This window comes from Nitrincola lacisaponensis, from assembly GCF_000691225.1.
Classification (GTDB): Bacteria; Pseudomonadota; Gammaproteobacteria; order Pseudomonadales; family Balneatricaceae; genus Nitrincola; species Nitrincola lacisaponensis.
In genome coordinates this window covers 77,218-92,948 of record NZ_JMSZ01000007.1, presented here as the reverse complement: position 1 = coordinate 92,948, position 15,731 = coordinate 77,218, and the positions used below count along the sequence as shown (strand labels likewise).

Sequence of the window (15,731 nt, the reverse complement as noted above, 5' to 3'; positions counted from 1 at the left end):
AAATTTTATCACAGTGCAGAGATAATCAGTAGATGAAAATCGCAACCTTCAGTTTAATGCTGGGATTATCTGTATCCCTGGCCACCAGCCATGCTCAATCTTCGTCTGCAGGGTTATCTGAACGCCTCAAACGCATCTCTGAAGAATCCCTGCGAGTCTGTATCTGGCCTGACTATTATTCAATCAGCTACCGCAACCCCAGAACACAAACGCTTGAGGGTATCGATATTGATATGGCCTATGCCCTGGCAGAGTTTCTGCAAACAGACGTAGAGTTTGTGGACAGTTCTTTCGCTCTGCTCGCCGAAAACCTGTCACAGGATCGCTGTGATGTCGCCATGCACGGGGTGGGCATTCGTGAAGACAGAATGCGACTGATGGATTTTACCCAACCTCATTTGCGCAGCGGCATCTATGCGGTAGGTCGTCACCACAATACACATATACAGAGCTGGCAGGATATTGATCAACCCGACAACATCGTTGCCGTACAAAAAGGCACCTATATGGAACCGGTTATGCGTCACTATTTACAGCATGCCGAGCTCTCGGTTGTCGATGATTTTATGGCGCGTGAGCAGGAAGTCATGGCAGGCAGAGCAGATGTTTTCATGACTGATTTCCCTTATGGTCTGCGGATGGCAACCCTGACCCAATGGGCCACACTGATCGCGCCACCTGAGCCAATCGCACCAACCAGCTACGCGTATGCTGTCGCTAAAGGAGAAGAAGCCTGGCTGGAAGTTCTGAACCAGTTTATTCAACAGGTTAAAGATGACGGTACACTCGAACAGCTGGCAATCAAGCACGGACTGGAACCAATCGTTGTGCTGGATTAACCCGTACACACCTTACAAGCGCGCTGTTTACGAACACGCCATTGCGCCCAAAGGTTATATCCCATCGTGGCAGCCGCATGAATCACTGGCAAGCGCAGCAGCCTTGCCAGCCACTTCCATCCAGCTTTTTCCCAGTAATACAGACTGGCATCCAGACCCACCAGGAACTCAGCTCCCGTCCAGACATGAATTTTCTGCATCATCGCTTGACGATCAGCACCCTGCCAACCCTGAAACCCGGGATCACTGATATCGACCAGCAGAAAGTGACGTGACAGGCGTGTTTGCAAATGAGCCATCTCCCGACGGCATAACGCACAACTGCCATCATAAAACAGACGTGGTGTTCGCTTTCCGGACATAACTCACCTCAGACATAAAAATACAGCCAGCTGCCATGACAGGCCAGCACCACCAGAGTCAGACATCGTCTCAAGCGCCGATAATCCGCTATGGCCAATTGCATAAAGTCATAGAGCCACCATGCCGCATAGGACAGTAATAACAGCGTCAGGGCAACCTCTACAGGTAATGCCAAAGCCAGCCATGCCAGCAAACTGGGCAGCATGCACAGGCACAACCGCCAGTTGTTACGCCAATCTGTATCACGAAGCGCAACGCCCCAGTGAATGCCTCCGAGAAAGGACAGGATCACAGCACTGTAAGTCATAAACAAACCGATAGCCCAAGGCTGATACATCATTGCTGTCAAACCGACAAATGGGATCAAACCAGCCAGGCCCAGCAGCGTTGCGGTTTTGTTCATCAGCCTGAATACCTACGGCTTCAATTGCAGCAAAGTCTGATGCAATTGATCAGCCTGTTCCGACAAATTTGAATAAGCTCTAATATCGCCATTACGCTGAGCATGCATGGCTTCAGCAAGCTTTTTTTCATACTCTTTTTGTAATCTCGCCTTACGCTTTGCATGTGAATTGCCAAATAAACCAAACATGAGTCAGCGCCCTTCCTTAAAAACATTTAAAGACTGTTACGCAGAATCTGACTAACGGTTCACCTGTGAGCACAAATGCGATTGCGTCCTGCATGTTTCGCCTGATACAACGCACTATCCGCGCGCTGCAGCAGATTTTCAAACCGGGTATCCGAATCGATAAACTCACTCACACCCAGGCTGATCGTAATTGCCCGCTCATATTGCGGAAAGCATGCCCCTAACTCCCTAAAAACCAGGTCGCGCATACGTTCAGCGAGGGACAGCCCCTGTTCCATCGCAGTATTGGGCAGCACCACAATAAACTCTTCACCGCCAAAGCGGGCAAGCAGGTCATTCTCTCTCAAGGTCGCGTGGCAAATATCACACAGACTTGCCAACACCTGATCGCCCATTAGGTGTCCAAAACGATCATTAATCTGCTTGAAGTGATCAAGATCAAACAATATCAACACAGTCGGGTGCTGATAGCGCTTAAAGTCGCTAAAACGGCTTTGCAACAGCTCAAATAACGGTCGGCGGTTGGCAACCCGGGTTAAAGGATCTGTCTGACTGGCTTCCAGCAGTTCTTGTTCCAATTGCTTGCGTCGGGTGATGTTTCGAGCCACCCAGATAACCGCACGCTCACCTTCAACCGCTTGAGGAAAAGGTTGAATATGGCCTTCAAACCAGATCATGCCATCGGGTCCGGCCTGCATTTCCAGTCCTTTTACCTGTGCTGCAGAGAGTGGATATTCTACTTTCACCAGCCCTTTCTGATCCCAGGCCTGCTGCATATGCTGCATCACCCAATCAGCAACGTCGGCAGATAAGACATCAGACAAATAGCTGCCAACCAAATCATGTCCACTATGGTAGTAATTCGGATCGGCATGTCCGTAAACACCGGCATAGCGCCCGCTCTCGGTCAACACAAACACCGGATCAGGTAATGCATTCAATACCGCGAGCATCTGCTCAGAGTTCAGACTCATACTACAGGCATCCTGTCAGGCCACATTCATACTGAACGAATTCTGAATACAATCACATAAAACAATGGCAGCACAACCAGTGTCAGCGCTGTCGCAAACAGCAAACCGAACATCACCGTCACCGCCATACTTTTGAAGAAAGGATCCACCAACAGCGGCGCAACGCCCAAGATGGTAGTGAGGGCGCCCAGCACTACTGGGCGGGCACGGCTCAAGCAGGCCTCTACAACCGCCGTATAGGATTCCTGGCCCTCGCGAATACGCTGCCCTGCTTCATCCACCAGCACAATGGCATTCTTCACCATCATACCGATCAGACTCAAAAACCCCAGTATCGCCATAAACTCAAAGGCAGTACGGAACAAGAGCAATCCAACCACCACACCGATCATCGCCAGTGGAGCTGTCATCCAGATCACCAAAGGTTCTCTGAAGGCATTGAACATGAACACCACCGCCAGAATCATCGCAGCAAACCCGAAAGGTGCTGAAACCATCAGTCCGGCATTCGCCTCACGCGACGCATCATACTCACCATACCACTTGAGTGAATAGCCAGGCGGCAGCGGGATCGACTCAATCACTGGCCGTATCTGTGCAAACACATCACTGGTCAGCAACCCCGGAGCCGGATCGGCCTGCACCATGAGCGTGGGTTCACGGTCAATTCGTCGAATGATGGCATCTTGCCAGACCACATCAACCGACTGCATCAGTTGGCTCAATGGCACACTGCGTCCAGCCACCGGACTGTACACTTCGGTATGCTGAATCACACTGGGCTGCTCGCGCTCAGCCACCGGCGCCCGAACAACCAGTGGTATCAAATCATCACCTTCCCGATATACACCTACCTGGCGTCCGGTCAGCGTCTGTGCCAGTGCAGCATTCACATCAGCAGCTGTCAGCCCCAGGCGCTGCAATTGCTCCTGACGCCATTGTGGCTGTGCCACCGGCACTTGCTGACGCCAGTCATCCTGAATGGCAATCAGTGCCGGATCAGCGTGCATTAAGGCTTTCGCCTGCTCTGCCAATTGACGCAAAACCACCGGATCAGGACCGGTAAAGGCTGCCTCAATCTTTTTGCCGCCACCCCGGCCCAACATAAACTTCCACACTTTTACAGAGGTATCCGGCAAGCGCTCCGACAGCTCGGTCTGCAGTGATTCAACCAGGCCGGCAATACGGGCATGATCATCCACACTGATCAATAACTGGGCAAATGCAGGATTACGAGGTTCAGGCGAATAGGTGAGCATAAAGCGCAAACCTCCGCCACCAATAAAGCCGGTCGTATCCAGAATACCGGACTGTTCTGCGACATGTTGTTCGGCCAGAGCCAGCACCTCGGCAGTACGCCGGATATCCGTTCCCTGGGGTAAATAAAGATCCACCACAAACTGTGGACGCTCCGAATCCGGCATGAACCCCGGTGGAACAAACCGCGCACCCCAGGCAGCTCCCAGCAAGGCCACCAACAATAGCAACAGTGACACAGCACGATGCTGCAGGACCCAATGCAATAATTGCGCATAGGTACGTACCACCCACCCAGGTTGCGGTGCCTCAGATTGTGGCGACACTTTCAAAAACTGATAACACAGCAAGGGCGTCACTGTAATGGCAAACAGCCAACTCAACAGCATGGAATACAGAATCACCCAGAACAAGGAGCCGGCATACTCGCCCATATCACTCGGAGACAAGCCAATCGCACTAAATGCCAGAATACCCACCAGAGTTCCCCCCAGCAGCGGCCAAATAGTACTGCGTACCACAGCAGAGACAGCTTCCTGACGGGACTCTCCACGCTGCAAACGTACCAGCACGCCATCGCTGACAACGATGGCATTGTCCACCAGCATTCCCAGAGCAATAATCAACGCCCCCAGCGAGATACGCTGCATGGCGATATTGTCGATGAGCATAATAATGAGCGTACCGGCGACCGTCAGCAACAGGACAAATCCGATAATCAGGCCTATTCTGAGTCCCATGAACAGCAACAGCACAGCAAACACTATGGCGACTGCTGCCAGCAGATTGGCGGCAAACGCAGATACGGCCGCATCCACTGATTCAGACTGCAAAGAGATTGGATGCAGTTCCATCCCGACCGGTCGCAAATGTTCAAGTTCACTCAGGCGCTGCTGGACAGCCTGCCCCATACGTACCACATTACCGCCCTGGATGTTGGAAACACCCAGACCTATCGCCCGCTCACCGTTAAAGGTCATCAGCAAACCCGGCGGCTCGAGATATCCACGGCTTACCTGGGCAATATCTGCAAGACGCAGTACGGTATTATCCGCACCCAGGCCTATCTGCAGCTGAACCAGGTCGGTAAAATCGCTGACACTGCGCTGCGGGATCACCGGCACGCGCAGCCCGTCTGCGCGAATATCGCCGGCAACAGTAATCAGGTTCTGCTGCTGTAATACCTGGTATACCTGCTGCGCACTGACTCCAAAATGCGCCAGCCGCTCACGTGAGAGTTCGATATAAATCTGTTCCTGAGGTGCTGCCAGGAGTGCGGTCCGGGCCACGCCAGGCACCAGCGCCAGCTCTCTGGACAACTGATCAGCATAGCGATACAGCTCCCGATCAGTGAAACCCTCTGCCGTAATGGCATAAAACTGCGCATAGACATCGGCAAAATCATCATTCACCAGAATCGGCCCGCTTCCGGGCGGGAGACCCCGCTGCGCATCCGCCAGCTTGCGCCTGAGCAGATCCCAGACCTGCTGTAACTCGGCATGCGTGCGGGCAAACCCCATCTGAATCTCGACAGTGACTTCTGAGTACCCCTGTTTGGAAACAGACTTGACCTGCTTTACTTCCTGCAGGGTTTGAACCGCAGCCTCTATACGATCAGTCACTTCCTGCGCCACTTCCTGAGCACTGGCACCCGGATAGGTTGTAATAATCACCGCTTTGCGAATAATGAATTCAGGGTCTTCAAAGCGAGGCAGTTCCGTATAACTAAGGTAGCCACCCAGGAGTATCAGCACAATAATGACCCACAGGCTGGTCCGCTTTGCGACCGAATAGGCTGCAATATCCATCAGTTGCTGACTCCCGTGCCATCCAGCGGACGCAAACGCATCCCCTCACGAATACTGCTGACACCCGCAGTCACTATCTGATCTCCGGCACTCAGGCCCGCGCGAATAAAGACGCGATCCCCTACCAGTTCACCGACGGTCACTGGCTGACGTTGAGCCTGCCCTTCACTTTCCAGACGCCAGACAAACTGCCCACCCTGGTTATCCGGCACCACAGCACTGAGCGGAACACTGATATGCACATCACCATCCTGCTCTGATGCCATAACCCGGGCAGACATACCCGGCAGGATATTGGCATCACCTTTGTCATTTAGCCCGAGGATCACCTGATAGGTTTGCGTCACCGGGTCTGCTTCCGTAGAGAAAAACTTCAGACTCAGCGGAAAGGATTGCTCCAGCCCCGGAATTTCAGCTACCGCTCCACTGCGACGAGCCGATTGCAGCACAACCTGATCCGGCACCTGAATCACCACTTCCAGGTCCTGCAGGTTTTGAATCACCAGGACTGGCTGATTAGCTGAAACACGCGCAAAATCCTCGACCAGCTTACGTCCAATAACACCATCAAACGGTGCGCGTAGGACAGTTTCCTCTAACGCCAGCCGTGCATTGCTTAACTGGTTTGCAGCCAGACTGCGCTGGGTTTCCAGCCGCTCCAGATCACGACGGGAAATCGCCTGGGTACGTTCAAAAATCGCCTGTCCACGCCGATAATCCGCATCGGCTGAATTGAATTCAGCCTGTACCGAGTTCAATGTTGCCCGTATTTCACGATCATCAAGACGGGCCAGTTCATCACCAGCACGCACTTGCATTCCTTCATTAGCCAGAATCTGCTCGACACGCCCAGCCACTTTAAATGCCAGTTCAGCACGCTGAGCAGAACGCACCGTACCATTAAACTCCAGCTGTGAACCGGAAACCGCCTGAACCGTTTCAATACGGGCAGGACGCACCAGCGTATCCACTGGCGACTCGACCGGGGGCGGTGCTGAATCACAGCCAACCAGAATCAGGAGACCGATCAATCCCGTAACATATGCAAACTCACGAACAACTTTCCCATGTAATCGCACCATCACGCCTGTCTCCTGCGCCGCTGAATTCGGAATTGAGTTGTATTTATTCTGATAGGTGGAATGCATTTGCGCCAGTGAAATCTATAAGTCATCCCTACGTACAAACAAGCCTGCTATAAAAAATTCATCAGACTGAAACTTTTTTTTCACCCTCAGGTAACACAGCACAAATAAATTCGTCTTCCTGTCTAACGAGTCAGCTTTTTCTGCCTCGCCACGTTGATTGACTGCGGAATGGAGATAAACCCATGTCGAACGAAAAAACACTGTCAGCCTGTGCATTGGCTGCTGTCATGCTGTTCAGTACCAACCTTCAGGCAAAAACAACTGTCAACTGGTGGCACGCAATGGGAGGTGAACTGGGCGAAATGCTCGAAGAAGTGGCACATAGCTTCAATGACAGCCAGAATGAATATGAAGTTATTCCAAGTTTTCGCGGCACCTATACCGAAACCATGACGGGTGCTATAGCTGCGTTCCGGGCAAGACAACAACCTCACATAGTACAGGTATTTGAGGTAGGCACAGGTACTATGATGGCCGCGGAAGGAGCCATCTATCCGATTTATCAGCTGATGGCAGATAACCAACGTACATTTGACAAAGAAGCCTATCTGCCTGCCGTAGTTGGCTATTACACCGATCCGAATGGCAACATGCTTTCTTTCCCGTTCAACTCATCAACCCCAATCATGTACTACAACCGGGACGTGTTCAGTGCTGCAGGTCTGGACCCAGAAACTCCACCTGCCACCTGGAATGACATGGTCGATGCCTCACGCAAAATCATCGACTCAGGTGCAGCGACATGTGGATTTACGACTTCCTGGCCAAGCTGGGTCATGCTTGAGAATTTTTCAGCCTGGCATAATTTGCCACTGGGCACCCAGGACAACGGCTTTAACGGCATGGATACTGAACTGATCTTCAATAATGACAGGGTCGCACGTCACTGGGATAACCTGAAACAGTGGCAAGACAGTGGTATTTTCAAGTGGGGAGGCCCAGGGCCAGGACCGGATGCAGCGCCGATGTTCTACTCCGGCGAGTGCGCGATGTTCTTCGGTTCATCTGCCAGCCGTGCAGGTGTATTGCGTAATGCCAGTTTTGATGTCGGATTTGGTTTTCAGCCCCACTATGATGACATCGAAGGTGCTCCACAAAACAGCATCATTGGTGGAGCAACACTCTGGGTCCTGCGTGGTCACAGTGATGCAGAATACGCAGCTGTATCGGCATTTTTCGAATACCTCTCCCAGCCTGAAGTTCAGGCGGACTGGCATCAAAAAACCGGATACCTGCCCATTACCCAGGCTGCCTTCGAGCTGACTGCATCTCAAGGCTATTACACAGCCAACCCGGGGGCAGACACCTCTATCAAACAAATGACACTCAACACACCTACAGCCAACTCAAAAGGCTTGCGTTTTGGCAATTTCGTGCAAATCCGTGACGTTATTTCTGAAGAGATGGAAGCGGTCATGACGGGTGCAAAATCCGGACAGCAAGCCGCTGATAGTGCTGTACGACGTGGCAATGCACTACTGCGAGAGTTTGAAGCAGCAAACCGCTAATCATTTGCACCGATGACAAGCAGCCCTGGGTTGAATTCAGGGCTGCTTGCTTAACCAGGCACACCCATGCAAACAAAACAACTTACCTTTAATCATCGCTGGTTGCCCTACCTGCTGCTGGCTCCGCAGGTCATCATTACAGCCATATTTTTTCTTTGGCCTGCTGCTCAAGCCATGTATCAATCACTCCTGAGACAGGATGCGTTTGGCTTTAGAACCACCTTTGTAGGCTTAGATAACTTTACAGCGTTATTTGCTGACGACCTGTATCTGAACGCTTTAAAAGTCACCCTGGTGTTCTCACTGGGTACAACACTCTTATCCATGTCGATTGCCCTGTTATTTGCTGTAATGGTCAACCGTATGCTGCGCAGTCGCGATCTGTACACCACTTTTCTGGTATGGCCTTATGCGATTGCGCCAGCAATTGCGGGTGTGCTCTGGTGGTTTATTTTTAACCCTTCTATCGGCATTTTACCTTATTTGCTGGAAATGCTTGGCATCAACTGGAATCACCGTGCAAATGGAAACCATGCAATGATTCTGGTGATCATTGCTGCTGCCTGGAAACAGATTTCCTATAATTTTCTGTTTTTTCTGGCGGGCTTACAGTCGATACCCCAGTCCCTGATTGAGGCTGCTGCAATTGATGGTGCAAGCCGTCTTAAGCGCTTCTGGACGATCGTATTTCCGTTACTGTCACCGATTACCTTCTTTCTATTAGTAGTGAATATTGTTTACGCCATGTTCGATACCTTTGGCGTCATACATGCCACCACTGAAGGTGGTCCGGCACAGGCAACCAACATATTGGTCTACAAAGTCTATCGAGATGGCTTTGTCAGTATGAATCTGGGTTCTTCAGCAGCACAGTCTGTGATTCTGATGGCCATCGTAGTCGTGCTAACTGTCATTCAGTTCCGATACATCGAACGCAAAGTTAATTACTAGGACATCATTATGGTAGAAAATGACCGTTGGAGCCGAATGCTGGCTCATGCAATCCTGATATTGGGTGTCGCATTAGTCATCTTTCCTGTCTATGTTGCCATTATTGCATCGACCCATGATGGACAGACTTTCCTGAGTGGAACATTGCCATTGCTACCAGGTACCCAAGCCTGGCAAAACTATACCACGGTGATTTTTGAAGGGCGCTCTCGGGCAGGCACACCTCCCATCGCACAAATGCTCTGGAACAGCTTTATCATGGCGATGACCATTGCATTGGGAAAAATCGCTATCTCATTACTCTCGGCCTTTGCCATCGTCTATTTTCGGTTTCCATTCCGGATGTTTTTCTTCTGGATTATTTTCATGACACTGATGCTGCCCGTGGAAGTTCGTATCGTTCCAACCTTTCAGGTCGTTGCTGACCTGGGAATGCTGAACAGCTTTGCCGGGCTTTCAATTCCCCTGATTGCCTCAGCCACAGCTACGTTTTTGTTCCGGCAGTTTTTTATGACAATCCCTGAGGAAATGCTCGAAGCAGCACGTATGGACGGCGCAGGACCACTTAAATTTTTCCGCGACATTTTGTTACCGCTGTCCATTACCAATATTGCTGCTCTGTTTGTCATTATGTTTATTTACGGGTGGAATCAGTACCTCTGGCCCCTGCTCATTACCACCGATCCGGGCTATTACACCATCGTCATGGGCATTCAACGCATGGTCACTGGAGGTGACAGTGAACCACTTTGGCACCTGGTCATGGCGACCGTGGTCATAGCAGCACTCCCCCCTATTCTGGTGATTCTTTTTATGCAACGACTGTTCGTCAAGGGTCTGACGGAAACGGAGAAATAAGGCATGTCATCCATCCGGATACACAACCTCAGCAAAGTGTATGCTGACGGTACCCACGCCGTAAAAGGTATTGATCTCACTATCAGAGATGGAGAGTTTATCGTCTTGGTAGGCCCATCAGGCTGTGGAAAATCAACGCTATTACGTATGATTGCGGGTTTGGAAACCATCACGACAGGGGACTTATATATTGGCGAGCAGCGTGTTAACCAATTGGAACCTGCTCAACGGGATATCGCGATGGTGTTTCAGAACTATGCGCTGTATCCACATATGACAGTCTATCAAAACATGGCGTATGGACTGAAGAATCGGGGCTGGCAAAAAAGTGCAATTGAGGAACGCGTCCGTAAAACAGCACAGATGCTCGAAATTGAACACCACCTGACACGAAAACCTAAAGCCCTGTCAGGCGGCCAGCGCCAACGTGTTGCCATGGGACGGGCGCTGGTCAGAGAACCTGCGGCCTTTTTACTCGACGAGCCTCTATCAAACCTGGATGCCAAGCTGCGGGTACAAATGCGTGTTGAAATCAAGCAACTACAGCGGCGCCTTCAAACTACCTCCCTATACGTCACACATGATCAATTGGAAGCCATGACGTTGGGAGACCGCCTGGTGGTTCTTAATCAGGGTCAGATTGAACAGGTGGGCGCACCACTGGAGGTCTATCAGCGACCTGAGACTTTGTTTGTTGCCAGTTTTATCGGATCACCAAACATGAATCTGATACCGGTTCAGGCCATCAATCACCCTCTAAACCAAGCCGCTTTGGCAACACTGCCGCAACAGACTGATATCCTTGGAGTGCGCCCGGACAAACTGTTGCTACAGCCACCCACAACCCCTCATATACAGTTTGAATGCAGCATGACATTGTTTGAACCCGCCGGCGCCGAAAGCCATCTGTACATGAGACTGTGCAGTGATGAGCATAACCTGGTCATGCGTGTTGAAAGTATGTCCGAACTCTTTCAGCAACCCAGCTTCACGGTTTACGCCGAGATTCAGCACCTGCACCCATTTAATCAGTCTTCTGGAAAACGCACAGATAGCTGATCCAGCCACTGCACCACCCGGCGCTGCTGGTCGTCAGTCACCAGCGTCGGTGCGTGTCCTATACCATCCAGTGTCATCACTTCAGCTTGAGGCTGAAGTGTACGCATACGCTGCAGGGTTGCAGGCAAGAGCAAATCAGACTCGGCACCCCGAATGATCATCAATGGGCAGCGAATGGCCTGCCATTGTGGCCACAGGGTGGGAGCTGGTTGATCCGCAGATGGAACCTGAAAAGCATCAACCAGTGCAGGATCATAATGCAGGGTAAACGTCCCATCCGGCAGGCGTCGTGAGGAGGTCATCGCCAGACGCCGCCAAAAAGCATCACTGTTCGGACCAAAGGTGACGTACACCTGCTTCAACCAGGTTTCCAATGCGGTCAGGCAACGAAATACCGGCTGCACCGAAATATAGGTCCGAATTCGTTGCAGGGCATCTTCAGGTAACTCAGGACCAACATCATTGACCAGCAATGCCCGAACCGGAGTTTCCTCCTCTGCTGCCAGCAGCATACCGATCAGCCCGCCCATAGAGGTGCCAATCCAGACACACTCGGATATCGACAGTGCTGACAACACCTGTCGGGCAATGTCGACATAGCGTGGCAGTATATAATCCTGTTCCGGGGTCTGGCTCCATTGCGACAAACCTCTTCCGGGCGTATCCGGGCAGATCACATACCAGCGATCAGACAGATTGCGGGCCAGTTCATCGAAATCACGCCCGGTACGCGTCAAGCCATGCCACAACACCAAAGCCGGAGCCTGCGGGTGTCCCCAGCAAGTCAGGTGTACTTCCAGCCCATCGCAGCATATGAATTGATGTTCTGGCAGCATCTCAAATCTCCTGTGATGAAATCCAGTTTCGTTCAACCTGAACAACCCAGTCACCAAACCAGTGATCCAGGGGGTGTGACATACACTGCCGGAATGCACGACAACAGGCTTCCAGACGCTCTGTATCTGCCGCCAGCCGTTCAACCTCTACCCAGTCATTCCAGGCCTGATACAACCCCCAGTCCGGCACATGAATTTCACAATTGGGCAAGCGATAGTGCCAGGTTGGGCGCGCCTTGATCAACACATCATCTGTCGCCGCCAGCACCTGATCCTCATCCAGAAACCTGAAGAGCGGCAGCAGATCCAGTGCACGGTTACGTGTCGGGTTATCATTCAGATAATCCTCAATGAGACGCTCCTGACTGGGCCAATAATCGGTATCGATGACTTTTAACACATAGGCTTTGGGAAAGGGTTCAGCAAACAGCGTGACACGACGCATCAAATCGATCCGGGCACGCTTGAACAACCAGTCATACAAACACAGAAAAGCTTTCAATACCGCAGTTATTTGATGGGGATCCCGGGACGGGATTTCCGGGTTGAGCTGCATGCCAAACGCGTTGGTCAAGGTATCCGAGGTTCCCCGTGCGCCCGCCTCCCGTAAACGGGCAATCAACTGCTCAACCTCCGTCAGACGATCGAGCGGTAAAGGTGGACTCACCACCTCCAGGGGCACCAGTGGCAATGCCAGCGTTTTCAGCAGTTCTTCAGCCGACTCACCCAGCTCTCCAGACAGCGTATCGGTTTCATACTGCCGGCGTCCCATTTTTTTCAGCAGATCAAAATCCAGCTCGACGATCCAGTCTCCGGCGGGATCTCCGGTCAACCGGTGTTCATAGCGACCATCCCGTACCCGCTGCAAACCCAACTGATCAGCAACCAGCTGACTGGCCTGATCCAGCGTCAGACCATTCATTTCGATTTCAACACCACAGCGCCGCGGTTGGCCCTCTGCATTCAGTTGCCAGGGTACTGATCGCAAAGGTACAGAGATTGTCATGCACTCCCTCCTGTTTCGGTTTCAGTGGTGGCAGAACTCAGAGCCTGCGATAGACCCAGACCTCACGACCATCATCCAGTGACATTTTGACACGCTCATAACGCACACCAAGACGTTCATAATGGTCCAGACGTGCCAACTCACGGGCAGATACTTCAAACACATACCCTTCGGTCACCGCTTCGGGATCAGGCACGATATTCAACCCTTCCCGACGTTTACCAGGCAGAGACGCCTGTTCAGCCGTTCCTGCACGCCCCATGACCAGCCAGCGTACCCAGGGACTTTTCAGCGTACCGAAAGCAAATACCTGATGCGAGCGTTCCTCAATGACAGGCAGATCATCAGGCGGTGTATACCCATAAGGACTGAACCAGTTAAACCAGACCACCAGCAGACACAGGCCTGTTAAACCTGAAAACAGCGCCAGCCAGCCACGCAAACCGGGAAAGTATTGTTTAATCATCCCTCTATTATAGATAAGGTGGCGTACAGGCGCTGATGATCACACACTCAACATCACCGATATTACGAAATCGGTGTGGCTGACGACTGTCAAACAGATACGCATCACCTGCCTTGAGAATCTGCTTGCGATCACCGACCGTCAGTTCAATACTGCCGGAGATCACTACGCCACCTTCTTCAGAATCATGCTGGAGCATACTGCGCCCGGTATCTGCACCCGGTGCATAACGCTCATGCAACACCTGCAGCTGATGCTTGCGCACATCCCCCACCTGGCGAAAATCAACAGGCCCGGAAGCGATGGGAACCAGCTCATTGGCTTTAAAAAATACACGGCTTTCCTCCGGTGTCTCCAATGCAAAAAACTCTGTCAGTGACATGGGTATCACTTCCAGAATTTTTTTCAGTGATGACACTGAAGGACTGCTTTGGTTGTTTTCAATCAGCGAAATGGCCGCATTGGTCACTCCGGCACGCTTGGCCAGTTCACGCTGGGATAAACCCGCATTCTGGCGCACAAACCTGAGCCGAGCCCCCAGCTCAAAGTTATCTTGTGTAGTGTGTTGCTCACTCATTGCCATCCACCCCGATAACGCACCACAATGATGCACTTGATACCGCATAATGCACCAAAATAAAGCGCAAAATTACACTTGCGTTAAATGGATCAAATATGCGATAACTAAACTTAACACACGGGCTATCAGATGTCCGTCAAGGTAAACGCTTTTTTGGCACATTTCGTGCAGAACTATCCGACAATAGTTCTAGATACCTTCTCAAGTATCCTGAAAAGGGCGTTTCCCTTGGGGAATAATAACTATAATACCCACCTACTGAAAGTGGAGTGTTATTTTTCGCCCTTGCTGTCAATTTTTATTAACGAGTCAGCTTGACTGACGCAGGAGGAGAAAGATATGCAAACAGGCACGGCCAATGAGCCTCTGGTGCGCTTTACCGGTGTGCAAAAAACCTATGATGGTGAGACCCTGGTTGTCAAAGACCTGAACCTCGATATCCAGAAAGGTGAGTTTGTCACATTGCTGGGTCCTTCCGGCTCCGGGAAAACCACCTGCCTGATGATGCTGGCTGGCTTTGAAACACCGACCAGCGGAGATATTTTCCTCGGCGAGCAACGCCTCAATACCCTCCCCCCTCACAAGCGCAACATTGGTATGGTTTTTCAGAACTATGCCCTGTTTCCGCACATGACGGTGGAAGAAAACCTGTTCTACCCCCTCAAGACCCGTAAAGTTCCGAAAGCTGAAGCACGTGCCAAAGTCGACAAGATTCTCCAGACCATCAAACTGGAATCTTTCGCCAAACGTCGTCCAACCCAGCTCTCGGGAGGCCAGCAACAACGTGTTGCCCTGGCCCGCGCACTGGTTTTTGAGCCTCAACTGGTATTAATGGATGAACCTCTGGGAGCGCTGGATAAGCAGTTGCGTGAGCACATGCAGCTGGAAATCAAGCACCTGCATGAAAACCTCGGCCTGACCGTCGTATTCGTGACCCATGATCAGAGCGAAGCACTGACGATGTCTGATCGTGTAGCTGTGTTCAATGACGGTGTCATCCAGCAGATCGACTCACCACAGGCCCTGTACGAATACCCGGCCAACTCCTTTGTGGCGCAGTTTATCGGTGAAAATAATACCCTGATGGGACAGGTCAACGCGATTGATGGCGACTTCTGCCGCGTCAGCTTTGGTGATGGACTGGGCACGCGTGCCTCCAGAAGCCAGGCTTTGACGACCGGAGTACCAACCCGCTTGTCTATTCGTCCTGAACGGATCCGGCTAAACGGCTCCAGTGAAGGCCTGCCAAACCGTTTTAAAGCCAAATTGCACGAATTCATCTATCTGGGTGACCACCTGCGTTTGCGCTGTGAACTGGCTGGAAACGACCAGTTCTATGTCAAGGTACCGGTCAGTGAACTCTGCCCATCTCTCTCCGTTGGCGATCATATTGATATCGGCTGGCGTGATGAGGATGTGCGGGCGCTGGACGCATCCTGATTTTGCTGCAACACACTCCCTGAAAACCTATCCGTCAATATCGGAG

At 51.6% G+C, this 15,731-nt stretch carries 16 protein-coding genes; 6 read left to right on the top strand and 10 right to left on the bottom strand.

Features of this window, described 5'->3' with window-relative positions:
- The first annotated feature begins 32 nt into the window (after positions 1-32).
- The gene (locus tag ADINL_RS01410; protein ID WP_036542986.1) at positions 33-839 is read left to right on the top strand and encodes a substrate-binding periplasmic protein; all 807 of its coding nucleotides are present in this window, start codon (positions 33-35) and stop codon (positions 837-839) included.
- On the opposite strand, the gene ADINL_RS01405 is transcribed toward ADINL_RS01410, so the two are convergent.
- From ADINL_RS01405 to ADINL_RS01385, 6 genes are read right to left on the bottom strand one after another with little or no spacing between them, the layout of a single operon-like run.
- Entirely contained in the window at positions 836-1,201 is a 366-nt protein-coding gene (locus ADINL_RS01405) for a thiol-disulfide oxidoreductase DCC family protein (protein ID WP_036542983.1), read from the bottom strand. The two genes, ADINL_RS01410 and ADINL_RS01405, sit on opposite strands and share 4 nt — an antisense overlap.
- Before the next feature lie 8 nt (positions 1,202-1,209).
- On the bottom strand, positions 1,210-1,605 hold the full coding sequence (locus ADINL_RS01400; RefSeq protein WP_036542981.1) for a DUF3429 domain-containing protein: 396 nt from the start codon (positions 1,603-1,605) through the stop codon (positions 1,210-1,212).
- A 12-nt stretch (positions 1,606-1,617) separates the two neighbouring features.
- Complete coding sequence (locus ADINL_RS16315; RefSeq protein WP_152547589.1) at positions 1,618-1,794, bottom strand: DUF6435 family protein; 177 nt, start codon at positions 1,792-1,794, stop codon at positions 1,618-1,620.
- A 59-nt stretch (positions 1,795-1,853) separates the two neighbouring features.
- Complete coding sequence (locus ADINL_RS01395) at positions 1,854-2,768, bottom strand: sensor domain-containing diguanylate cyclase (RefSeq protein ID WP_036542978.1); 915 nt, start codon at positions 2,766-2,768, stop codon at positions 1,854-1,856.
- A gap of 26 nt (positions 2,769-2,794) precedes the next feature.
- Entirely contained in the window at positions 2,795-5,833 is a 3,039-nt protein-coding gene (locus tag ADINL_RS01390; RefSeq protein ID WP_036542975.1) for an efflux RND transporter permease subunit, read from the bottom strand.
- Positions 5,833-6,915, bottom strand: a complete 1,083-nt coding sequence (locus ADINL_RS01385) for an efflux RND transporter periplasmic adaptor subunit (RefSeq protein ID WP_036542972.1) — start codon at positions 6,913-6,915, stop codon at positions 5,833-5,835. The genes ADINL_RS01390 and ADINL_RS01385 overlap by 1 nt, the downstream gene beginning before the upstream one ends.
- 248 nt (positions 6,916-7,163) lie before the next feature.
- Between ADINL_RS01385 and ugpB the strand changes: the two genes are divergently transcribed.
- The 4 genes from ugpB to ugpC all read left to right on the top strand — a co-directional run bounded on the left by ugpB (position 7,164) and on the right by ugpC (position 11,357).
- On the top strand, positions 7,164-8,489 hold the full coding sequence (ugpB, locus tag ADINL_RS01380) for a sn-glycerol-3-phosphate ABC transporter substrate-binding protein UgpB (protein ID WP_036542969.1): 1,326 nt from the start codon (positions 7,164-7,166) through the stop codon (positions 8,487-8,489).
- Positions 8,490-8,555: 66 nt separating this feature from the next.
- Positions 8,556-9,440, top strand: a complete 885-nt coding sequence (gene ugpA, locus ADINL_RS01375) for a sn-glycerol-3-phosphate ABC transporter permease UgpA (protein ID WP_036542966.1) — start codon at positions 8,556-8,558, stop codon at positions 9,438-9,440.
- Between the two features lie 9 nt (positions 9,441-9,449).
- A complete protein-coding gene (gene ugpE, locus ADINL_RS01370) occupies positions 9,450-10,298 on the top strand; it encodes a sn-glycerol-3-phosphate ABC transporter permease UgpE (protein ID WP_036542963.1) in 849 nt (282 codons plus the stop codon).
- Positions 10,299-10,301: 3 nt separating this feature from the next.
- Complete coding sequence (gene ugpC, locus ADINL_RS01365) at positions 10,302-11,357, top strand: sn-glycerol-3-phosphate ABC transporter ATP-binding protein UgpC (protein ID WP_036542958.1); 1,056 nt, start codon at positions 10,302-10,304, stop codon at positions 11,355-11,357.
- On the opposite strand, the gene ADINL_RS01360 is transcribed toward ugpC, so the two are convergent.
- The 4 genes from ADINL_RS01360 to ADINL_RS01345 are packed head-to-tail and all read right to left on the bottom strand — an operon-like array spanning position 11,327 to position 14,242.
- On the bottom strand, positions 11,327-12,193 hold the full coding sequence (locus tag ADINL_RS01360; protein ID WP_036542955.1) for an alpha/beta fold hydrolase: 867 nt from the start codon (positions 12,191-12,193) through the stop codon (positions 11,327-11,329). The genes ugpC and ADINL_RS01360 overlap by 31 nt on opposite strands.
- A gap of 1 nt (position 12,194) precedes the next feature.
- A complete protein-coding gene (locus ADINL_RS01355) occupies positions 12,195-13,199 on the bottom strand; it encodes an amidoligase family protein (RefSeq protein ID WP_036542952.1) in 1,005 nt (334 codons plus the stop codon).
- Between the two features lie 37 nt (positions 13,200-13,236).
- Complete coding sequence (locus tag ADINL_RS01350) at positions 13,237-13,665, bottom strand: gamma-glutamylcyclotransferase family protein (RefSeq protein ID WP_051632459.1); 429 nt, start codon at positions 13,663-13,665, stop codon at positions 13,237-13,239.
- A 7-nt stretch (positions 13,666-13,672) separates the two neighbouring features.
- Positions 13,673-14,242, bottom strand: coding sequence for a cupin domain-containing protein (locus ADINL_RS01345; protein ID WP_036542950.1), 570 nt, complete (start codon positions 14,240-14,242; stop codon positions 13,673-13,675).
- Between the two features lie 342 nt (positions 14,243-14,584).
- On the opposite strand from ADINL_RS01345, the gene ADINL_RS01340 reads away from it, so the two are divergent.
- The gene (locus tag ADINL_RS01340; protein WP_036542947.1) at positions 14,585-15,685 is read left to right on the top strand and encodes an ABC transporter ATP-binding protein; all 1,101 of its coding nucleotides are present in this window, start codon (positions 14,585-14,587) and stop codon (positions 15,683-15,685) included.
- Positions 15,686-15,731: the final 46 nt, after the last annotated feature.